Raw genomic sequence first — 21843 nt, forward strand, 5'->3', positions numbered from 1 at the left:
TCTCACTGGCATCGGAGTCCTAGCGGTTTCCTACCGCCAGCTAACGGCGAGCCCTCTCAAATACTTTTAGTAGCTATCTCCACCGCTCTTGCCCGTGACAATTGCGATGAAATTCGAAGACCCCACCAATGACGCCCCGCCTGGATGAGAGAGTGCGTGCTCGAAGGTTGAGATCCCACCGGATCCTTTCACTAGGACACCTTCCGGGGCGAGCAAGCATAGGAACTTCATCTCCTCAGGCGTAGCTTTCCCAACCGAGCCCGATGAAGCGTTCTTCACCTACTTGGCCCCGCCTCAACCGCGAGCTCCACGGCAACTTCCTTCTCATCTTCGGTGAGCAGTGGGAGTTCCATAATAACCTTAACGGGGACGCCGCAGGCAACGACACCCGCGACATCCTCACGGAAACGGTCGTCATCGCCATCCTTCAGCCAACCAATTTGCACTCAATGTCAATTTGCGTGGCGCCGAGCCTAACAAGCTCCTCCACTTCCTTCGCCTTCCCATAGCTAGACATCACTCCAGTAGTAGGAAAATCAAGCGCTGTAGCTACTTCCACACCAGTTCCCTTAAGAACCTCAGCCGTTTCAGGCACCCGAGAACCTGCCATCATTGCGGCATTGAATCCGTATTCCAGCGCCCCTTCAGCATGCTTAATAGCGTTATCACGCGTCGTACCAATTGCGATTTTTGTGTGTTAAATAACGGAGCTAGCTGCGCGGGCTCGGTGATATCCATAGGCTTCACTTTTCCATTTCATATCCTTACCTAGTTTGTGGTCATTGATTATCGATCTACAGTTCGAAAACTTCACTTCGTGCTACATCTAACGCTTTCAGCGATTCGGAAAACGAGATCCCGAAGCGCTCTTTGAGGGCTTTCTCGGTCGCGAGTGCCGGAATCACACCCTACGTTTCAACGGCGTAAGCTCCCGCGTAAACTGCGCGTTTCGCCGCTTCAGTAAGCGACAGCCCCGCATACAATCCCGCTGCAAGCGCGCCATAAAACGAGTCACCGGCACCCGTCGAATCGGGCACCCGTTTTGACGCAATTGGAAGAATACGAATCGCGGTACCATGATTGCCTTTATTGACTACGACGCAGCCCGAACCGCCATCGGTTAGGACAACGCCTACCCCCGCAACCCGGCTAAGCTTTGCCGCCGTTTCTGACGCTCCACATGGAACGTCTTCTCCAGTCAGAGCTACAAGCATCTGGCGCGCCTCGCGTGCTACACGCTCCTCGGCGCCAGGATTTTCTCGAGACGAGAATTTTTGCCACCCGAGCGGCCCCTTTGGGATGCGTTCAGCGCCTCCAATCTCCTAAGCTCCTCTATGGCCGCGAGTAAATCGGCGGGAGCTTCGGCGTCGTCGGCGAAACCTCGCAACATACCAGCACGTGAGAACAGGAAAAACATGCCACTCATTCACCAAACCTCAGCACCCGCGCAATGGTGGCGGGATGCCGTTATCTACCAGGTGTATCCGCGTTCCTTCGCGTCATCGACCGGCCGCATGGGCGACCTGCCGGGGATCGCCGCGCGCCTGCCCTACCTCGCGAGCCTCGGGGTGGACGCGATCTGGCTCTCCCCGTTCTACGCCTCACCGCAGTTCGACGCGGGGTACGACGTCGCCGACTATCGCGCCGTCGACCCGCGTTTTGGAAATCTCGACGACGCCGAACGCCTGATCGCGGCCGCGCATGCCAACGGACTGAAGGTTATCGTCGATATCGTCCCCAACCACACCTCCTGGGATCACGAGATGTTCCGGAAGGCGGTAGCGGCCGGAAAGGGATCGCCCGAACGCGATTTGTACTGGTTCCGCGACGGGCGCGGAGAGGACGGCAAAGAGCCGCCCACCGACTGGATTTCGGTTTTCGGCGGCTCAGCGTGGTCGCAGGTCAAGGACTTGCCGTGGGTGAAGGGCACCCCGCAAGAAAACGACGAGCAGTTCTATCTGCATCTCTTCGATCCTTCCCAACCGGATGTGAACTGGGAGAACCCCGCCATCCACGAGGAATTCATTTCCACTTTGCGCTTCTGGCTGGACCGCGGGGTCGATGGCTTCCGCGTGGACGTGGCGCACGGCTTGGTCAAGGATCCCGCCCTGCCCGATTGGCAGGAGCAGGTGGAGATGCTCGGCTCCGAAGGCAACTTTGATGCGGGAGCTGAGGCCGGGCGGCCACCGATGTTCGATCAGGACGGCGTTCACGAAATCTTCCGCGAATGGCGGCGCGTGCTCGACGAGTACGGCCGCGACCGGATGATGGTGGGCGAGGCCTGGGTGGGCGAAGAATCTCGCCTATCCCTTTACATTCGCCCCGATGAAATGCAGCAGGCTTTCAATTTCATTTATTTGGCCGCGCACTGGGATCCGGCTGAGATCCGCGAGGTGGTGCGCGAGTCCTTCACTACTGCCGACCGGGTAAATGCGCCAACCACCTGGGTACTCTCCAACCATGACACGGTTCGGGCAGTAACCCGAATGGGCTATCCGCACCCGGGCAAAGGACCGAACGGGATTGGCGCAAACGATCCGCAACCGGACGCCGCGCTTGGCCGGGCGCGGGCGCGAGCCTGGCACCAGCTCACTGCCGCTCTTCCCGGCTCTTACTACCTCTACCAGGGCGAGGAGCGCGAGCTTCCCGAGCACACCCAGCTACCGGACGAGGTACGCGAGGATCCCACCTTCGAGCGTAGCGGCGGTAAGGAACTCGGGCGCGACGGCTGCCGAGTCCCCCTTCCCTGGTATTCCGATCAGCCCGGCTTCGGGTTCTCGCCCGACGGCGAGACTTGGTTGCCTCAGCCGGCCGAATGGTCAGAATTTACGATCGACGCGCAGGAGTTGCGGGCGAATGCGCTGGTTTGCGGGCAGGGTGCTTCGCAGAGCGGCTCGCAACTGACCGGCTTGCCCTACTTCCGCCGCCTTCTCGCCCTGCGTAAGCAATGGCAGTTGGGAATTGGCTCGCTCGAAGATGCCAGCGATGAACTCGCCCCCGCCGGAGTTGCCTACATCAACCGTGCGGATCGGCAGATCGGCGCCCCGGCGCGCCCGGACGTTCTGGTTCTTACTGCCTTCGATACACCGCTCGACTACCCGGCTGGCTGGGTATCAATTCTCAGCTCGCAGCCCGTTGCCAGCGGCGAGCCGATTCCGGCCGATACCACCGTGTGGCTGGTACCGGAAAAGTAGGGGAGCTACGGCGTCGTCGTTCAGAAAGAGCGGCACTACCCGCTAAGCTGAATGGAAGACGCGAAACGTAACGGCAGATACCATCGTTTTTGCACGTTGGAATAAATTAGATTTGTATCTAACGCCACTTTCCGCGAGTGAGGGGATTCAATTGGATAACACACAGAGCGCGGCCGCCGCGGGCGCAGCGCAGAAAACTGACGCGGGCTACGCGACGACGTCGAGCGCGCAGGCTCGGGAACAGATGGCGGGCGGCCAGAAGAAAACCATTGGCGAACTCGTTGCCACGGTCACCGCGCAGTTCTCGGCGCTGATTCGCGATGAGTTCAAGTACGCGCAGACTTCGCTCACCCAGAAAGTCAAGAACCTGGGCATCGGCGGGGGCCTCTTTGCGGTGGCCGGCATCCTCGCGCTCTACCTCCTCCTGTTCCTGCTACTGGCAACCGCCGCGGGCTTCACCGTGCTGTTCGGCGGGCGCTGGTGGGCCGGTTTCCTTGCGACAGCGGGAGTTTTACTCCTGATTATTGCGGTGCTCGGCGGGCTGGGTGCTATGAAATTCAAGAAGTCTGGCCAGTACAAGGCCGATCCCGTCGGCGGGGTCACCAAGGACGTCAACGCCTTCAAGAAAGGACTCTCCAAGTGAGCGAGCAAGACAACCGGTCCCCCGAAGAAATCGAACGCGATCTTCAGCGCACCCGCGAGGAACTGACCAACTCCGTCAACGAGCTTGTTAGCCGCCTCGATCCGCGTGAGAACTTGCGCAATGCAAAGGATTCCGCCAGGCAGAGCGTGTCTAATTTCGCCTCTCAGGCGAAGGCAAAGGCCAGCTCGCTGGCCGGTTCCGCCAAGGCCAAGGCGGCGGATCTGGCTGACCGCACGGAAGAAACTGGCGAGCAGCTCAAGGCGGATGTGGCTGATAAAGCGGAGGACGCCAAGCAGCGGGCGGAAAACGCTAAGCACCGCGCGGAAGAAGCTTCGGATCAGGCCGCGGGATTTGCGGCCGGCACCGCGGCGAGCGTGCGCGCCGAGGCAGAGTCGGTGGCCGCGGACGCGAAGGCGGGCGAGCCCACCGGAATTGCCGTAGTGGCGGGTCTGGGAGTTGCCGCCCTCGGAGCGGCGGTTTTGCTCGTTAGCAAGTTGCGTGGATAGATTGCGCGGATAGGGCTTTTCAGTTCGCCTTCAGGGGCATTGAAGTGTAAAGTTTCTACTTACGGCGCTGAGCGGTATGCGAGGCGGCATTGCGGCGCGCGCGGGAATTCCCAGCGTGACCGCAAAACCGTCTGACCATAAAAATGTGTTGTTCTTTATGGTCATGTTCGATTGCTGGCGCTAGTATGAAGTCACGAAAGAGTAGATGCGGGGCTAAAATAGGCCCCCGGTGAGATGAAGGGGGTCGAGCCAATGGGGCGCGGCCGTCAAAAGGCTAAGCAGCGTAAGGTAGCCCGAAATCTCAAGTACTACACGCCAGAGACCGATTACGCGGCTCTTGAGCGTGAGTTACGTCAGCAGAACGGCGCTTCCGAAGGTAAACAGACCCAGCCAAAGGACGACGATCCGTACGCGGCATATTACGACCAATATGGTGAGTACGAAGAAGAAGATCCGTGGGCAGATGAATACGGCGAATACAACGACGCCGATGATCATCGCGGCGGCGACGGCCGGGATAGGTAGCTCGACCCGGTAATTCAATTTCAGTATGGGGGAGGCGGGAACTGCGGGGTTCCCGCCTCCCCCATACTGCACCCCGGATTGGTGTTGCACTCCTGTTAGATATTGGACCCCGGATTGACGATGGATCCTAGGTTGATGCTGGACTCCGGGTTGATGCTGGACCCCGGATCGATATTGCGCCCTAACCGGCAGGCCGGAAAAGTTCCGGCTTATCCCCGCTCGGGTTCTTTGCCATGCCGGTCTAAAGTTACCGCGGTAAAAAGCGGCAGATAATCCGAGAGATCCGCGCGGATCCCGGAGGCATCAGTTTTGCCGGCGGCTTTCGCCGCTTGCCAGTCCGTGTTACCCACGCTGAGGTCCACGAAGGTTTGCGCGTCCATTTCCACCACATTCGGCGGAGTTCCTCGCCGATGCGCCGGGCCCGCGATTGCCTGCACCGCTCCCGCGTAGGGCACGCGGATTTCTACCGAGTGGCCGGGGTGACGCTCGGCAATTTCCTCCAGCGCAAACCTCACCGCCATTTTCCGCTCGGCTTTTGTCAGCTCGCCGCCCGCGCGGGCCTTCGCCAGCAGGTGAATCCCTGTAGCCGAATCGATTTTGCGCGGTTTATGAGCTCGCTCTTGTGCCATGCCCGCCACTTTACCCGAGCCCGCGCCGTCCTACCCGGGGCAGCCTTTCTGCCCTGGCTTGTGAAGCTACCCGAGCCCGGTAAAAGATTGGCCCGGGCCCAGTTCTTCGGTCGGGCCCGGGCCAAATTACACTCGGCCGGAAAGCCTGCGTACCGGCCGGTTGCTTAGATAACTCCCTGAGCAATCATGGCATCTGCGACGGCCTCGAAGCCCGCCGCATTTGCACCGGTAATGTAATCGCCCGGGTGGCCGTAGCGATCGGCCGCCGCGAGCGCGGTGTCATGGATATCTTCCATAATCGTATGTAGCCGCGCGTCGACGTCGTCGAACTCCCATGACTGGCGAACCGAGTTCTGCTGCATTTCGATCGCAGAGGTCGCCACTCCACCGGCGTTTGCGGCCTTGCCCGGCGCAAACAGAACTCCGGCCTCCTGGAACATTCGGGTGGCGGCCAGGGTGGTGGGCATATTCGCGCCCTCGACCACGCCCCGCACCCCGCCGGAAATCAGCGCCTTCGCGGCGTCTTCGTCGAGCTCGTTCTGGGTGGCGCACGGGAAAGCGAGGTCAATGCCCTCAACATCCCACGGCTTGGCGCCCTCGCGATACTCGGCGCCAGTGCGCTCGGCGTAATCGCTCACGCGGCCGCGCTGGTCTTCCTTAATCTCGCGCAAAACTTCAAAGTCGATGCCCTCCGGCGCATAAATCGTGCCGCTCGAATCGGATGCCGTGACCACCTTCGCACCCAGCTCATGCGCCTTCTGGATGGCATAAAGCGCAACGTTGCCGGAGCCCGAAACCGCGATGGTCTTGCCCTCGAGCGACTCCCCGCGCTGCTCAAACATGGCCTGCGCGAAGTACACCGCGCCATACCCGGTGGCCTCGGTGCGGGCGAGCGAGCCGCCGTAACCGACGCCCTTTCCGGTTAGCACCCCGGCGTCGAATCGATTAGTGAGGCGCCGATACTGGCCGAAAAGATAGCCAATTTCGCGCCCACCCACGCCAATATCACCGGCCGGAACATCAGTGTTCGGGCCGATATGGCGATAGAGCTCCGTCATAAACGACTGGCAGAAGCGCATAACCTCGCCGTCGCTCTTGCCCTTCGGGTCGAAGTTCGCGCCGCCCTTGCCGCCGCCAATGTGCTGGCGGGTCAGCGCGTTCTTGAAAATCTGCTCAAATCCGAGGAACTTCAGAATGCTGATATTGACCGACGGGTGGAAACGCAGGCCGCCCTTGTAGGGCCCCAGCGCCGAGTTGAATTCAATGCGATAACCGCGATTGACCTGGATCTTTCCGGCGTCGTCCACCCACGGGACGCGGAAAATAATGGCCCGCTCGGGCTCGACGATTCGCTCCAGAATTGCCTCGTCGGCGTATTCCGGGCGCGCTTCGAGTACCGGCACGATGCTCTCGATAAATTCCTCCACCGCCTGGTGAAACTCCGGCTCTCCCGGATTGCGCTCCACCACTGACTCGTAGACCTGACGAATATTGTTCTGCACGACTCCACCTTCCGTTGCTTTCCATCCCATGCCCGACGACGCCGCACCTCCGAAAGGGAAACGAGCCAGACCGTGCACTAGCTTCTGACGACGCGATTTTACTCATCGCAAAGCCCGCCGCGCGCGGTGTCTTAGAAATCGGACGGCGGAATTTTTCTCACCTTCGGGCGGGTACCTCGACGCACGGGAGTCCGGGCGGGGCCCGGGAGCTCGACCACAACCAGGATGGAGCTCAAACGAACTAAGTCTGCGCGAGTTGGCTTAGGCGTGCTGAGGGCTAAGCCGGCCGGCACCACTTTTGCCCGGTCAGCATTTCGTAAACGCGAACGTAGCGGGCCAAGGTTTCATCGACGACGTCCTGCGGAATGGGCGGCGGCTGGGTTCCCGACGCCGGATTCCATCCGGACTTCGGGCCGGCAAGCCACTTTCCAATGATTTCCTTGTCGTAAGAACGCGGGATTTCTCCGCGTTCGCGAGTGCGCTCAAACTCTTCCTTCACCCAATAGTGAGCTGAATCCGGGGTGAAAGCCTCGTCAGCGAAAATCAGCCGAGAACTTGCCGCGTCCGCATCGGATCCAAATTCGAATTTGGCGTCCGCCAGGATCAAGCCGTGCTGCGCGGAGATTTCCCGACCGCGCTCATAAAGCCGAATCGCGACATCCTCGATTTTATTTGCGCGCCGCGCGCCCACGCGTTCGCGGAGCTCAGGCCAGGTGATCGCGGTATCTTTTTGCCCGAGCGGGCCTTTGAACGAGGCGCTAAGGATCGGAGTATCGAAGGCATCCCCGGGATATTTCCCCATGGGAGCCGGACTTCTGCCCACCGTGCCGTGATCAATGTACTCACGTAGCACCCGATCAGTCAGGTAGCCGTGAACCTTGATCTCGTAGGGCGCCATTTGCAAACCGCGCACGAGCATTCCACGCCCCTCGATCCCCGCGGAGTTATCCGCGGCGATCACGTGATTGGAAATAATTTCCTTGGTCCGGTCGAACCACCAAAGTGAAAGTTGCGTGAGAATCTTACCCTTGCCAGGAATTTTTGTGGGGATCACTTTATCGAAAGCGGCGATACGATCCGATGCCACGATGAGGTACACATCCGAACCCGCGTGAGGACTAGCCGAGGTAGGCCGGTATATATCCCGAATCTTGCCCGAAAATAGCTTCGTCCAACCCGGAAGAATCACGCCCAAAGAACCCGTTGTATTGAGGCTTCCGCTCGTCATAGCTACGTCTCACCCCCGAGGCTCCACTCTCCCTCGCTGCATTGCGAGGCATACCAGATTCTTTATCATCCTACCTGGGGCGAGATAGCGGAGGTTAGCCATCCGCGCGCTTTGCCAGATCTCAGCGCCGAAAATCTCATAGTTTGAGATCACCTCGTGAATCTGCAACGCATTCTTTCACTATTTGAACCCCGGCGCCAATCCCTAAAGGCCCTATTCCATGGCCCAAGGTGGAGGGACGCCGGCTTCGGCGCCCCTCCACCTCACGATGGGCTGTTCACGCTTAGGACTTCATCGCCTCCTTACGCCACTCTTTCACCGCGAAGACGAGCACTCCCGACCCCAGCAGGGCAAACACCAGGGCCGTAGCCTTGATGCTCTTCGCACCACTCTCGGTGAGCTGCGGAGCCGGAACTTGCACCTTGACCTGATCCTGGGTTTCAACCTTGCCTCGCGGTTGCGCTTGCTCGGGAATCGTTGCGGGAGGACCAGTTACCTTCGAGGCCGGTTGCGGGCCGGACTGCTTTTCGTCTGACTTTAGTCCGGTCGGCTCGGGCTCGGGCGTGACCGTCGGAACCGGATTGGGCACAGGCTTAGACGTCACCGTCGGAACGGGCTTGGGCTCAGGCTTCGGGGTCAGCGCTTTCCACGAGTAAGACACCGAGACCTCTCGCTGAACCGGATTCTTTTTGACGAGCACGATCGTCTGGCTATGGCTACTCGCCGTCGCATTGGGCGGAGTAATCACAAGCGAGCCGGTGATGTTTTCGCCCGAAACACTCGCGGTAAAAATCCCAGAACCGGCCGAAGGTGCGGAAGTTTTAATGTAGAGGGCAGTCCCGGCGGCCACGGCGCCTAAATCAATCTTCTTCCCCTGCGCATCCACAACCGTCCCGTCACCGCGATAGGTGAGCGCCAAGGTCTGGTCCGCTTTTACTTTGAGAGGGCCCACCAGACCGGGCACAGCCTCGCCCGCCGAGCCGCGCTCGAGGGCGAACTGCGGGGCTTCCACGCGATGCTCCGCCACGCCGATATTTGCCGGTCCAATGAGGTAGTTATACACAGCGCGCATTCGCCCCTGAATATCGGAATCAAGCCGGCCAGAGTTATTTCCCCAAGCGCGGATCTCAATGCCGTCCGTAAAGTGCCAGATAGCCGACTGAATAGCAGTGATCGCCTCCTTTTCGGTCAAATCCGTGACGCCGGCCTGATCGGCAAATTTCTTCACATCAAGAGTTGGATAGGAATTGAGAATGATCCATGCGACTTTCTCCCGAATTTCCTTCTTCGTCTTGAAGTTATTAGTGCCCGGGAATTCATCCCAATCACCCAAACGCGCCTCTCCGCGGCGCAAACCTACCGACTGCTCCAGGCAGTAGGCACGCAGCTCTTCGCCCTGAACGTTGACGATAAAGAGATTGCTCCATACCGCTCCCTTCGCCCCGTCCGGACGAGTGAACTCCACCTGATAGGCGCGGGTGTCATTGCTTCCAATAGTCGCAGGGATTTTACGGCCGGAGTCATCTGCATGAGCACCGGCGCTGAAAAGCGCCACGCTGGCGGCGCAGAGCGCAATAATAAGGACCACTATCGGCCACTGACGAATTTTCATAGGTTTCCCTTCCGGAGTGCATCAACCATCTGGCCTCGCGCTACAAAACTCGATGCCACCCCGCCGCGAGGCCCGGTGAGGAGGCCTCGCGGCGGCTGTAACTTGCCGAGCTACAACTGAGCTACAACTTGCCGAGCCGCAATTGAGTATCAACTAGAGCTACAGATGGCGCGGTGAGCGGGTGCAGTCCTAATAATTTCTGGTACCTTCAATCGGGTACAAAAGCGATCATAAAAACGTAATAAGGCATAAACAAATGCAAATAAAATCTATCCACAGCTAAAAATACTTTATGCACCGCTGTGTACTCATCTGTGGAAATCGCGCGCAAAACCCCTTATAAACACCAAATTACCCAGATCAAAAGACAAAAAATCGTGCCGGGGGCCAAACGCCCATCCGACACGATCTTTCGGTTTGCTCGTCTTGAAGCTAAATGCTCTGCTTGATGCGGCGAACTTTGCGCGAAGCTAGATGTCCATCTCGAAGCTAAACGCCCCTTTCGAGGCTAAGCGCCCTCTTTCCGACCGGGCACCTACTCCCCTAGCAAATCGTGAAGCACGATGGTCTGCTCGCGATCCGCGCCCACGCCAATCAGGGAGAAGCGGCAACCGCTCATGGATTCGAGCCAACGCACATAGTCCTGAGCCGCGGCCGGAAGATCCTCGAAGCTCTTAGCGCCGGAGATATCCTCCGTCCACCCCTCGTGGTATTCGTAAATCGGCTTGGCGCTCGCAAAATCCCAGGTATCGATCGGGAATTCTTCCACCCGCTCGCCGTCGATTTCGTAGGCCACGCACACCGGAATCTGCTCCAGGCCGGTGAGCACGTCGAGCTTGGTGAGCACCATGTCCGTCAGGCCGTTAACCCGCGAGGCATAGCGCGCCACCGGCGCATCGAACCAGCCCGTGCGCCGAGGCCGGCCGGTGGTCGCCCCGTACTCGCCACCGCGCTCACGTAGCCAATCGCCTTCCTCGCCGTGCTGCTCGGTGGGGAACGGCCCCTCGCCCACGCGAGTGGCGTATGCCTTGATAATTCCCACCACGCGATCGATGCGAGTCGGCCCCACACCCGAACCGGTGCAGGCCCCGCCCGCCGTCGCGTTCGACGAGGTCACATAGGGATAATTCCCGTGGTCAAGATCCAAAAGCGTGGACTGCCCGCCCTCGAAAACCACCGTCTTACCGGCGTCCAGAGCTTCATTGAGCAGCTTCGAGGCGTCGACCACCATCGGCCGGAGCACATCTGCGTACCCGAGTAGCTCCTCGACCACGGCATCGACGTCGATCGGCTTCTCCCCCGCGATACACGAAAGCACCATATTCTTCTGCGCGATCGCCAGGCTCACCCGCTCCCGCAGGCGCTCCTCGTGGAACAAATCCTGAATGCGAATGCCGATCCGGTTCGCCTTGTCCGAATACGTGGGCCCGATTCCGCGCCGCGTGGTACCGAGTTTGTGCTCGCCGAGCGCGGTTTCGTTGATGCCGTCGAACATCTTCGTGTACGACGTAATCACGTGCGCGTTGGCGGAAATGCGCAGGTTAGAGGTGTCCACGCCGCGCGATTCCAGTTCCTCAATTTCGCTGATGAGAGCCTGCGGATCGACGACGACACCGTTGCCGATAACCGACACGCAATTGCTATTGAGGATGCCGGAAGGCAGAAGATGGAGCGCGAACTTTTCTCCATCGACGGAAACCGTGTGTCCGGCGTTGTTTCCGCCATTGAACTTCACAACGTAGTCCGCGCGCTGACCAAGTTGGTCAGTCGCTTTCCCCTTGCCTTCGTCGCCCCATTGGACGCCCAGAATGACTACCGCGGGCATGTTTCTATCTCCCCTCGTTGCCTAACGATGTGGGCTGGAATCCAGTCAAACTCTCTCCCCAAACTTCGATGTAAAGAGGAGGCCCTGCCATGGGCTCTACGCTTTACTAACAAAGGATAGCCAACCGGAGCCCGTCATCGAAAACATCTCATACTATATCGCCTCGAGTACCACATCATGAGAGCAGGCCTTGACGGGCCCAAAGACCCGCGCCGGGCCCGCTCGAAAGACGGGCAACGGCGTCGTCGACCCCAAAATTTTCGCGACAATAGGCGGCTTAACCAATAAATAAATGAAGTAAAACTCACACCCAGACCGGAAAGGGAAACTGTTCCCAGGTGCCTCACATCAAAGCGGCTAAGCTAACCACGGAGCAAAATGTTCCCCGCCTAAAAGGAGAAACATGTCAGCTGAAATGACCAAGCCGCTCGAAGCTTTTACGAAGTCAGTCTCTGGCTCGTCGATCGAGGAATCGGCCCCCCACGCCTTCTGGTACGGACTATCTGAACTGGTAGTTTCGCGCCTCGCGGACAATTGGGAAAAGACCCGCCAGCATTACCGTAGCGAGGCTCGCGCCTCCTACTTCTCGGCGGAATTCCTCATGGGCCGCGCGCTTCTGAACAACCTCGTGAACCTCGGGATGGTGGACGAGGCCGCGGAGGCGCTCGCGCAGTACGGCCTGAACCTAACCGATGTTTTGGAAGAAGAGCCCGATGCGGCGCTAGGCAACGGGGGTCTGGGCCGCCTCGCCGCGTGCTTCTTGGACTCGACGGCCACCCTCAACCTGCCCGTCACCGGCTTCGGAATTCTTTACCGCTACGGCCTGTTCAAGCAGACCTTTGAGAACGGTTTCCAGGGCGAAGAACCCGACGCCTGGATGGAGAACGGCTACCCCTTCGTGGTGCGCCGCGAGGCCGAGGGCCGCCAGGTAAAGTTCGCCGATCTTGTAGTGAACGCTGTTCCTTACGATATGCCGATTACCGGCTACAACACGCAGAATGTGAACACCCTGCGCCTGTGGAAGGCCGAGCCTCTGGAAGAGTTCGATTACGACGCTTTCAACTCCCAGCGCTTCACCGACGCGATTGTGGAGCGCGAGCGCGTGAACGATCTTTGCCGCGTACTCTACCCGAACGATTCCACCTACGAGGGCAAGGTGCTGCGCGTTCGCCAGCAGTACTTCTTCGTTTCCGCGTCTTTGCAGGAGCTTGTGGACCGTTACATCGAGGCCCACGGCGATGACCTCACCGGCTTCGGTGACTACAACACGATCCAGCTCAATGACACCCACCCGGTGCTCGGCATTCCCGAGCTGATGCGTCTGTTGCTCGACGAACATGGCATGAGCTGGGATGACGCCTGGAAGGTAGTGCAGAAAACCTTCGCCTACACCAACCACACGGTGCTCGCCGAGGCACTTGAGCAGTGGGAGGTGACGATCTTCCAGCAGATCTTCCCGCGGATTTACGAGATTTGCGCGGAGATCGATCGGCGCTTCCGCGCTGAGCTGGCGGAGGCCGGGTACGACCAGGGCAAAATCGAGTACATGGCCCCGATTCACGGCGGCCGCGTGCACATGGCTTGGATCGCCTGCTACGCCTCGTTCTCCATTAATGGTGTGGCGCAGATTCACTCGGACATTCTGGTGCGCGATACACTCCACGACTGGCACGACATTTGGCCGGAGAAGTTCAACAACAAGACGAATGGCGTGACTCCGCGGCGCTGGCTCAACAACTGCAACCACCGCCTCGCCGCTCTACTCACCGAAGTAATGGGTGACGATTCGTGGGTCTCGGATCTGGACAAGTTGGCCACGATTGAAGACAAGGGCAACGAGGATATTTACCGCCGCCTGCTGGAGATCAAGCGTGAAAACAAGGCGCAGTTCTCTCGCTGGATTAAGCGTCGCAACGATATCGACGTGCCGGTGGACGCCATGTACGACTCGATGATTAAGCGTCTGCACGAGTACAAGCGGCAGCTTCTGAATGCGTTGTACATCCTGGATCTTTACTACCGCCTCAAGGACGATCTTGCCGCTGGTGGCGAGCGGGCCGAGGCCGCCAAGGCAGTCACCCCGCGCGTCTTCATCTTTGGCGCCAAGGCCGCTCCGGGCTACAAGCGCGCCAAAGCCATCATCAAGCTCATCAACGAGATCGCTCGCCTGGTAAACGCCGATCCGGAAATGAAGGGCCTCCTCACGGTGGTCTTCGTGCCGAATTACAACGTTTCCCCGGCCGAGAACATCATCCCCGCCTCGGATGTTTCCGAGCAGATCTCCACCGCCGGCAAGGAAGCTTCCGGCACGGGCAACATGAAGTTCATGATGAACGGCGCGTTGACGCTGGGCACCATGGACGGTGCCACGGTGGAGATTGTGGACGCGGTAGGCGAAGAGAACGCTTACATTTTCGGCGCTCGCGAAGAGGAGCTGCCCGAGCTCAAGCGCTCTTACAATCCGCGAGAAAAGTACGAAACCGTGCCCGGCCTCAAGCGGGTGCTCGACGCAATGGTGGACGGCACGCTCAGCGATGACGATGCCACCGGCATGTTCCATGACCTGCTCGCCTCGCTCCTCGACGGAACAAGCTGGGAAGAGCCGGACGTTTACTACGTTCTCGGCGATTTCGAGTCTTACCGCGAGACCCGCGACCGCATGGCCGAGGATTACAAGGACGAGCTCGAGTGGGCGCGCAAGTGCTGGATCAACATTTGCCGCTCCGGCCGCTTCTCCTCTGATCGCACGATCGCCGAGTACGCCCAGGACATCTGGGGTGTCGAGCCGCGACCGATCGCCGGCTAAGCGCTAGCGGTCTTCGCTAGCCCCCGCCCGGAAAGCGCGGCTGCAAGCAAGCGGCCCCGGAGCTCGAAAACCGGACCGAACAACCGGGAGTAATCGCCCCTTCGGGATGCGATTACTCCCGGTTTTCGCATGCAGCCGGTCCTGTTTTTTGCATGCGGGCGCGTCGCTAGCCGTTCCCGATTCTTCTGAACCGTCCGCGACCAGCATCTCTGGAATCATCTACGCCCCTCACCCGACCGCTACGAGTAGCAATTCCCAGAGATCCCGCTTGGGATCGATCGACGCGCCTGAATGTCGCCATCGCGTGACCGAACCCCGCCATCGCGTGTGGCGATTCCGACCATCAGGCCAGATACCGCCATTTATCTGTGCAGCGTGTCGCCCGTGGGCACGGGAAACCCGGGGAAATACCTGTCTGGGAGTGAGGATGCTCCACGGGCGGAATAGAAACGCTGTGACCTGCGGTTTTACAAACCACGGGAAGCGAAATTTTTGAGAGCCACGACCCCATTTCATTTAACGGTGGATATACGTGCAGATGCATGCAGGAACATGCACATATCTCCACCGTTAAATGAAGCGGCCGAACTTCCCTCAAAGGTTTTAGCCGCCAGCGGACGCCAATTTGGCTCGAAACTCCTCGAGCTCGGCCCGGATTGCGGTCAGATACTCGGCAACTCTGCGTCGATCCGCGCCGATGTCTGCCGCTTGCATCCCCGATTCGGCCGACGAAGCCTCATTTCCATGACGTGCAAACTCGATAAGCACGCTGAGGTCCCCGAGCCCGGAAAGCTCATCAAGCCCGGCGAGTTCGTCGAGTTGGGCCTGCGCATCTTTCTCGAGTTCCTCGAATCGGCTCACGGCTTCGGAGAAGTATCCAGCGGCCTCCACGGGCTTGCCTGCTTGAGCAAAAAGATCACCAATAAGGCCCAGACAGTGCGCCGCCGGGAAGGATAACTCCAGATCTTCATATGCTTCGCAGGCACGACCCATCGGTATCACCGCTTGCCCTAATTGCCCCGCTTGCGCGAGCGCAACTGCCTGGTGATGCCAGGCGATGGCAGCGATTTGATTGGCGTCGCGGTTCGCCGCCAACTCGGCCGCGAGCGCGAATCCTCCCGCGGCCTCGCTGAAACGCTCCAGCATGCCTAACGCCCGAGCGACTTCAAATTGGCACTGTGCGGCCTCAACCTCCTGGCCGGCCAGCAAGGAATAGCTTTTATACGCTTCTAACAGGTGCTTAAGCGCCTTTTCCGGAGCGCCGGAGGCGAGTAGAGCCGAACCAAGCGCCTGCTCGATTCGTACCCAACCAATGTCATTACTCCCCAGCTGACGCGCGTGGTGTGCCGCCCGCTCGAGCGCCTCCACGGCTCGCGCATGCTCGCCCAGAACCGACGCGGCCGTACCTAGATTGAACAGTGCATTCGCCAGGCGGCCATGATCGGAACCAAGCCTCTCAATCTCATCAACCGCTCGCGCCGCGGCCCGAGCGACGCCCGCATAGTTACCAAGCTCGGTGTAGACACCAGCGAGATTCTCGTAAAGCGCGGCCGCCCGCTCAGACCCCGCAAACCGCTCAGGTTCCGTAGCCTGGCCAGAACCTCCAGCCCGCTCAGATCCCGCAAACGGCTCAGACTCACCAACCCACTCAGGACCCCCACCCTGCTCCAACAGATCAGAGGCGCGCTGAAGTATCGTTGCCGAGCCCGGCAAATCGCCCCGGCGCGCGGTAATAATTCCAGCGAAGGTGAGCGCCTCGGGATCGTTGAGCCCTAGAAGCGCACCCACGTCCGCTCGCCGTCCTGCACCAGTGAGCTTTCCCGCACCACCACGCTCATCCGCGCGAAGCCAGCCATCTTCCCCAGCAAAGCTCTGGGCCGCTCCAAGCTGCCGCAAAGCCGCGTCATACCGCGACTCAGCCTCGCCCCAATTCCCGCGCTCCGCCGCGGCAAACCCCGCAAGTAGCGTCTTCCGAACAGACTCCAAAGTTGGATCGAACCTCGCGTCCGCCCCCTTGCGGGTCTCGGATCCCGCACCGGCCCCCGCTTCGAAGCGGTGCTCCACTAGGAGCGCTCCAACGTGCGGATCTTCCCGAGCACCTCGATCTGCTGGGCGTGGGTATCGGGCGCGCTCCGATAGGCCGCATAGGCCTGGTTGTACGCCACCCGCGCGCTGTCAAAATCGCCAGCTTCTTCGTCGATTTGCCCAATATGCCAGAAGCAGTTGCCCAGGCTAATCATGGCGTCCGCATTTTGCGGATATTTCTGGAACAGCGCGATCGCACGGCCAAAATAGTCCACGGCCTGCGGCATCTGCGTCAGGCCCTTGTACGTAATCGCGAGCTGACCCGCGGTTACCGCCCGCTCCAAAGAAAGATCGGCGTCTCCATCGAACAGATCGAGCGCGGCGAGGTAATGCGGGATAGCCTCCTCGAGATTGCCCGCGGCAATTTCGCCCTGCCCCAAATGAAACTCCCGCAGCCCGTCTTCGCGCGCGCCCTGCTTGCCACTCACTGATCTACCTTCTCCGCTTGTCTCGCAAAAATCTTCAATAAGCAATTTTAGTGAGCTGTGACTGCCCTTACAAATCGAGGCGAAACGCTCGCGCTAATTCACGCGCTCCCAGCCTGAAACGCCGTCCGCGGAATCAAACAAAATACCTTCTCCGCGCGCCGTCCAATGCGGATAGTTCATTCTCAAGCGCACGCGCCCGCCCGCACCGAGCTCGCCGACCCTCTGGCCGTCCTCCAAATAACGCGCCTCCTGCGGCCAATCCAAGCTGTACGGCAGTTGCAGTTTCTGCCAGCTTGCGCCAGCATCGGCCGAAGCATAAAGCCCGCCGCCGGCGTAGGACGCATACCCAATACCGGGGGTCGCGAAATACAGCTCATAAAGCCCGCCGGCCGGGAGGTCCCCCACGCGCCAGCGCGCCTCGCCTTCACCGCGCACGTAGAGCCCATATTTCGCCTCCCCGCCTGCGGAATCTTCGAGGATCGCCTCGTAGTGAACGCCGTCTACTTCCGCGGTTTCTTCGGGTTCGACGGCGCCGCTCGCCGCGCCGGGAGTGCCGGGCTCCGCAGGCAAGCTCGTCGGACGTTCGGTTGACGCCGGGCTGGGACCGCTATTTGGGCCGGCGCTCGGTCCGTGCGGGGACTCTCCATCGCCCGCGGCATCGGCCGCGGGGAAAGTATCGCTCGTATATGAGCTTTCGATCTCTTGGAAGAACCAGCCGCGAAGAGCATAAAAACGGGCATTCCAGGTCGATTCACCCCGCATGACGTAAGTTTGGCCGTGCGCGTTCGCGTAACCCAAAAAACTGCTCGCCACATCCGTCATCACGACGCCAGCAGTGCCGGCACTAACGATTCCCGCCGTCACCGCCGCGAGCGCGTCCCACCAGCGCAGACGGCTTGCGCGAATAAGCGCCAGAATTGCCACGAGCATCACGGCAATTACAAAGAGCACCAGACCGCCGAGAAATGCGACGTTGAGTGCGCGCTCCCAAGCCGGGTTCCAGGTAAGGCCGTGCTCGCGCACCAGGTAAATATCGCCAAAGCTCAAAGTAGCCCAGGCCGCAATTGCGAGGGCCAGGCTCAGGGCCGCGGCGTACGCCAGTCTGCGCTGGGCCACGGGAAGGTGGGCGAGCTGAATCTTCCCGGCCGCGGCTAGCTCTGCATCGCCCGAGGGATCGCCGCTGGGAACGTCACCCACCCCGGGTTGAACGAAGCTTGCATCACGTGTGCTCATGCTCCCTCCTCTCTAGGAAAACACCGCAAGCCCAAAGAGCCAGGCCAGGAATACCAAACAAGCCAGAATTGCGAGCGCCGCGATCGCGATAATCATAAGAATTCGTGTGCCCAGGCGGGCAGTGCGCACGGCGTTATACAGCAGATAGCCCGAGGAAATCAGCGCGCACAGCAAAAGCGGCGGGCCAGCTAACGCCACCAGAACGACGGCAACTTGCGAGGTGACAGTTACGTCCGCAGCATCCGGACTCCAATCGAGGAGTCCGCTACCGGCCTGAGCCCACCAAAAGAAGACCCACAGCACGCCGCCCAACGCCCAGGAATACAATGCCGCGCGAGCGGCCCCCGTCGGCACTTCGGTGTCGCTCGGCGCACAAGTCGCTATGGCAACTTCGGAACCATCGGGCGCGCAACTACCTGCGTATGCGTCAGCCATTGCGGGCGCGCAACTGCCTGTGTATGCCCCAGCACTGGCTTGCTCCTCGGCGCAGCTTCGCGAATCCGGGGCGCCCGCCACGGTAGCCCTCGCACCTGGAAACGTCTCGTCATCAGCCATGTGTTCAATTTAACCCGCACGAAGCGCACCCGTACAACGGGACCGCGCATCACCCGAAGATCGCCACGAATGCGAAGAAAACGTGCGCGAGGCAAAGCGCAACAATTACCAGGACGGCACACAGCCCCACACCGACGAAATGGGCGAAGCAGGAGCCTTCGCGGGTCGCCCGCCGGATCAACACAATGGGTCAGTACCAAGGCGATGATCAGCGCAACCGGCGCAAGCGGAACCAATACGGAAGGAGCGGTCTCCAGTGAGCCATCGGCCGACGAAGCCGCGGCACTTCCTCTGCTGAATACCGTTCCCAGCGCGATTCGCTGACGACGTACAGCAAAGCCACGACGCCGAGGTATACCCAAGCAACGATCGTCGAAATCATGAGTCCGCTGCGGCCCGGGGATTGCTGATCCTCGGTCCGCTGATTTCATCTCCGGATGTCATTTTGCTCCTCCCCTTGAGGCGCAACCTACAGGCCACTTCAGGCACAACCTGCAGTTTGCGGAGTTCCATCGATGGCGCGGCCCCGTTTCTTGCGGCCCAAAACACCGCGCATCAATGCATGCAGGCCCGCCCCCCCCCCAAAAAAAAACACCGCCCATATATGCGTGCGGGCCCGGTACTAAAGCACCGGGCCCACACGCACATTAGCGTAAAGCTACGATTTACATCTTGTTGCCAGCGGAGCCGAGCTGCTTGGCGTACTCAATGACGCGAGCGGACATACCGGCCTCGGCCGCCTTGCCCCAAGAACGCGGATCGTAGACCTTCTTGTTGCCAACTTCGCCGTCGATCTTAAGAACGCCGTCGAAGTTCTGGTACATCCAGCCGGCAACCGGCCGCGTGAACGCGTACTGCGTGTCGGTGTCGATGTTCATCTTCACCACGCCGGCCTTCACCGCGGTGGCGATTTCCTCCGCGGACGAGCCGGAGCCACCGTGGAAGACGAGGTCGAACGGACGCTCCTTGCCGATCTTCTGGCCGACTTCCTTCTGGATGTCCTCGAGGATCTCGGGGCGCAGCTTCACGTGACCCGGCTTGTAAACGCCGTGTACGTTGCCGAAAGTGAGAGCCGTGGTGTAACGGCCGTTCTCGCCGGTGCCGAGCGCCTCCACCGTCTTCAGGCCGTCGGCCGCGGTGGTGTAGAGCTTCTCGTTGATTTCGCCCACGATGCCGTCTTCTTCGCCGCCGACGACGCCAATCTCGATCTCCAGGATGGTGTTGGCCTTCACCGAAAGCTCAAGCAGTTCCTTGGCGATCTCGAGATTCTCATCGAGCGGTACGGACGAGCCGTCCCACATGTGCGAGTTGAAGTAGGTTTCCTTGCCGGCCTTGTGCTGCTCAGCCTCAAGCTCCATCAACGGGCGGATCCAGGAATCGATGTTCTGCTTGGCGCAGTGGTCGGTGTGAAGCGCGACCGTGATGTCGTACTTGTCAGCAACAGCGCGCACATACTCGGTGAAGGCAATCGAGCCGGCCACGCGGTCCTTGATCGTGGAGCCCGACCAGTATTCGGCGCCACCAACGGAGACCTGCAGAATACCGTCCGACTCCGCCTCAGCCAGGCCAGCCAGCGCCGCGCTCGCCGTCTGCGAGGACGTGACGTTAATGGCCGGGTAAGCAAAATGGTTCTTCTTTGCGCGATCTAGCATCTCGTCATACTGTTCACGCGTTGCAACTGCCACTGTGTTTCTCCTTTGATATGGATTGTTGCCCCAATGATTTGGCGCGCCGGCGCGAAGAATCGCGGCACACTACTCCCACTGGGCGTACTTTCTTATTATCGCATCACCGCGCGCGGGTATCCCGGGCCTTTCGCCGCGGGAATTTTATTTGTGAAAATTCGCCCGCGTCACATGCGATACGGTGGCTCCATGAATATTCAAGAAACGCCCGAGGGCTTCGAAATTCGCGACGGCGAAACTCGTGCGGCATTCATTCAGGTGGACGACGACGGCGAGACCTGGACGCTTCCGCACACCGTTACCGATCCGGCCTATCGCGGCCAGGGTTTGGCGTCTCAGCTGGTCCAGGCCGTAGTAGATGCGGCCCGCGAGCGCGGCAAGACTTTGCGCGCGGTCTGCCCTTACGTGGTTGCCTGGTTTGAAAAGCATCCGGACAAGCTCGCGGGCATCAAGCACTAGCGTGAGCGCCGGCGCCGCCACCGCTCTGGCACGCCGAGAGATACGCGGACAACCGGCCGCGCGGCCCCGCGATATTGTGGAGGCATGATTACTGACGTCGAAGAAGCTGCTCAGGAACTTGCGGAACTCATGCGCGGAAAGACCACGGTGGCGATCACCGGCGCGGGAATTTCCACCGAATCCGGCCTGCCCGATTATCGCGGCAAAGGCTCCACAGAAGAACCCAGTGTGTACTTCGACGATTTTGAATCAGATCCGGTGTGGCGCCGGTGGGTCTGGCAACGAAATACCGAGACCTGGCGCGCAGCCGCGGCGCTTGAGCCCAACGAGGGGCACATAGCGATCGCACGTCTGGAAAAAGCCGGCCTCATTAATGGCATCGCCACGCAAAACGTGGACAATTTGCACCAGAAAGCCGGCTCGCGCAAAATCGCGGAACTCCACGGAAGCTTCGCGCGCGTCACCTGCCTCGGCTGCGGGCGCGAGTTTTCCCGGGAACGGGTGCAAGAGTTGCTCGATGAACTGAACCCCAACTGGCCCACGGACCCGGATCCGGCGCACGCGGCTATTCTGCCAAGCGCGGATCGGGCGGCCGCCGAGGCCTCGGCTTTCAAGCCAGCCGATTGCCCCAAATGCGGCGGAATCCTAAAACCGTCTGTGGTTTTCTTCGGCGAATCCCTCCCGGCTGAAGCCATGCGCCAAAGTTTCGACTGGGCTGGGAAAGCGGACGTGGCGCTCGTGGTCGGGACGTCTCTTATGGTCCTCACCGGAATGTGGGTGATGGGCGAGGCCCTCCAGCACGGCGCGCAATGCGCGATTATCAATCTCGGCCCCACCCAGGGCGACCGCTACGCAGATTTGCGCATCGAAGGGAATGCCGGCCCGGTGCTCACTCACACCGCGGACATACTGCTCAGCTAGGCAGATC

General features: G+C 60.2%; 19 protein-coding genes. 7 read left to right on the top strand and 12 right to left on the bottom strand.

The features are described from left to right. Positions 1 to 275: 275 nt before the first annotated feature. On the bottom strand, positions 276 to 446 hold the full coding sequence (locus BN2664_RS09255) for a hypothetical protein (RefSeq protein ID WP_197408646.1): 171 nt from the start codon (positions 444 to 446) through the stop codon (positions 276 to 278). Between the two features lie 462 nt (positions 447 to 908). After that, entirely contained in the window at positions 909 to 1214 is a 306-nt protein-coding gene (locus BN2664_RS09525) for a carbohydrate kinase family protein (RefSeq protein WP_007001060.1), read from the bottom strand. 201 nt (positions 1215 to 1415) lie between these two features. Between BN2664_RS09525 and BN2664_RS06210 the strand changes: the two genes are divergently transcribed. From BN2664_RS06210 to BN2664_RS06225, 4 genes are all read left to right on the top strand, one after another. Further along, a complete protein-coding gene (locus BN2664_RS06210; RefSeq protein WP_007001059.1) occupies positions 1416 to 3194 on the top strand; it encodes a glycoside hydrolase family 13 protein in 1779 nt (592 codons plus the stop codon). A gap of 151 nt (positions 3195 to 3345) precedes the next feature. Next, on the top strand, positions 3346 to 3837 hold the full coding sequence (locus BN2664_RS06215) for a phage holin family protein (RefSeq protein WP_007001058.1): 492 nt from the start codon (positions 3346 to 3348) through the stop codon (positions 3835 to 3837). Further along, positions 3834 to 4343, top strand: coding sequence for a DUF3618 domain-containing protein (locus BN2664_RS06220; RefSeq protein ID WP_007001057.1), 510 nt, complete (start codon positions 3834 to 3836; stop codon positions 4341 to 4343). Before BN2664_RS06215 ends, BN2664_RS06220 begins: the two co-directional genes overlap by 4 nt. A 234-nt stretch (positions 4344 to 4577) precedes the next feature. Beyond that, positions 4578 to 4868, top strand: a complete 291-nt coding sequence (locus BN2664_RS06225; RefSeq protein ID WP_231723452.1) for a DUF3073 domain-containing protein — start codon at positions 4578 to 4580, stop codon at positions 4866 to 4868. Positions 4869 to 5077: 209 nt separating this feature from the next. On the opposite strand, the gene BN2664_RS06230 is transcribed toward BN2664_RS06225, so the two are convergent. From BN2664_RS06230 to BN2664_RS06250, 5 genes are all read right to left on the bottom strand, one after another. Then, entirely contained in the window at positions 5078 to 5497 is a 420-nt protein-coding gene (locus BN2664_RS06230) for a sterol carrier family protein (protein ID WP_051014109.1), read from the bottom strand. Positions 5498 to 5661: 164 nt separating this feature from the next. Beyond that, the gene (gene gdhA / locus BN2664_RS06235; protein WP_007001054.1) at positions 5662 to 6999 is read right to left on the bottom strand and encodes an NADP-specific glutamate dehydrogenase; all 1338 of its coding nucleotides are present in this window, start codon (positions 6997 to 6999) and stop codon (positions 5662 to 5664) included. 277 nt (positions 7000 to 7276) lie between these two features. Then, positions 7277 to 8227 (bottom strand): phosphoribosylaminoimidazolesuccinocarboxamide synthase, encoded by a 951-nt coding sequence (locus BN2664_RS06240; RefSeq protein WP_007001053.1) that lies wholly within the window; start codon positions 8225 to 8227, stop codon positions 7277 to 7279. Positions 8228 to 8510: 283 nt separating this feature from the next. After that, positions 8511 to 9839 carry a Cys-Gln thioester bond-forming surface protein gene (locus tag BN2664_RS06245; protein ID WP_007001052.1) on the bottom strand — a complete coding sequence of 443 codons (1329 nt, stop codon included), beginning with the start codon at positions 9837 to 9839 and terminating at the stop codon, positions 8511 to 8513. A gap of 535 nt (positions 9840 to 10374) precedes the next feature. Further along, a complete protein-coding gene (locus BN2664_RS06250; protein WP_007001051.1) occupies positions 10375 to 11664 on the bottom strand; it encodes an adenylosuccinate synthase in 1290 nt (429 codons plus the stop codon). A 403-nt stretch (positions 11665 to 12067) separates the two neighbouring features. Between BN2664_RS06250 and BN2664_RS06255 the strand changes: the two genes are divergently transcribed. Next, positions 12068 to 14470, top strand: coding sequence for a glycogen/starch/alpha-glucan phosphorylase (locus tag BN2664_RS06255; RefSeq protein ID WP_007001050.1), 2403 nt, complete (start codon positions 12068 to 12070; stop codon positions 14468 to 14470). Positions 14471 to 15073: 603 nt separating this feature from the next. Here BN2664_RS06255 and BN2664_RS06260 read toward each other — a convergent pair. From BN2664_RS06260 to fbaA, 5 genes are all read right to left on the bottom strand, one after another. Next, complete coding sequence (locus BN2664_RS06260; protein WP_007001048.1) at positions 15074 to 16534, bottom strand: tetratricopeptide repeat protein; 1461 nt, start codon at positions 16532 to 16534, stop codon at positions 15074 to 15076. Then, a complete protein-coding gene (locus BN2664_RS06265) occupies positions 16534 to 16983 on the bottom strand; it encodes a tetratricopeptide repeat protein (RefSeq protein WP_007001047.1) in 450 nt (149 codons plus the stop codon). The genes BN2664_RS06260 and BN2664_RS06265 overlap by 1 nt, the downstream gene beginning before the upstream one ends. Positions 16984 to 17076: 93 nt before the next feature. Continuing rightward, positions 17077 to 18216, bottom strand: a complete 1140-nt coding sequence (locus tag BN2664_RS06270) for a hypothetical protein (RefSeq protein WP_007001046.1) — start codon at positions 18214 to 18216, stop codon at positions 17077 to 17079. 12 nt (positions 18217 to 18228) lie between these two features. Continuing rightward, positions 18229 to 18771 (bottom strand): hypothetical protein, encoded by a 543-nt coding sequence (locus BN2664_RS09175; protein WP_155856475.1) that lies wholly within the window; start codon positions 18769 to 18771, stop codon positions 18229 to 18231. Between the two features lie 665 nt (positions 18772 to 19436). Then, a complete protein-coding gene (fbaA, locus tag BN2664_RS06280) occupies positions 19437 to 20456 on the bottom strand; it encodes a class II fructose-bisphosphate aldolase (protein ID WP_007001043.1) in 1020 nt (339 codons plus the stop codon). 189 nt (positions 20457 to 20645) lie between these two features. Here fbaA and BN2664_RS09020 point away from each other — a divergent pair, with 189 nt between their 5' ends. Next, on the top strand, positions 20646 to 20915 hold the full coding sequence (locus BN2664_RS09020) for a GNAT family N-acetyltransferase (RefSeq protein WP_040317236.1): 270 nt from the start codon (positions 20646 to 20648) through the stop codon (positions 20913 to 20915). An 84-nt stretch (positions 20916 to 20999) separates the two neighbouring features. Next, positions 21000 to 21836, top strand: a complete 837-nt coding sequence (locus BN2664_RS06290) for a Sir2 family NAD-dependent protein deacetylase (protein ID WP_007001041.1) — start codon at positions 21000 to 21002, stop codon at positions 21834 to 21836. Positions 21837 to 21843: the final 7 nt, after the last annotated feature.

The organism is Actinobaculum massiliense (genome assembly GCF_001457435.1).
GTDB lineage: Bacteria > Actinomycetota > Actinomycetes > Actinomycetales > Actinomycetaceae > Actinobaculum > Actinobaculum massiliense.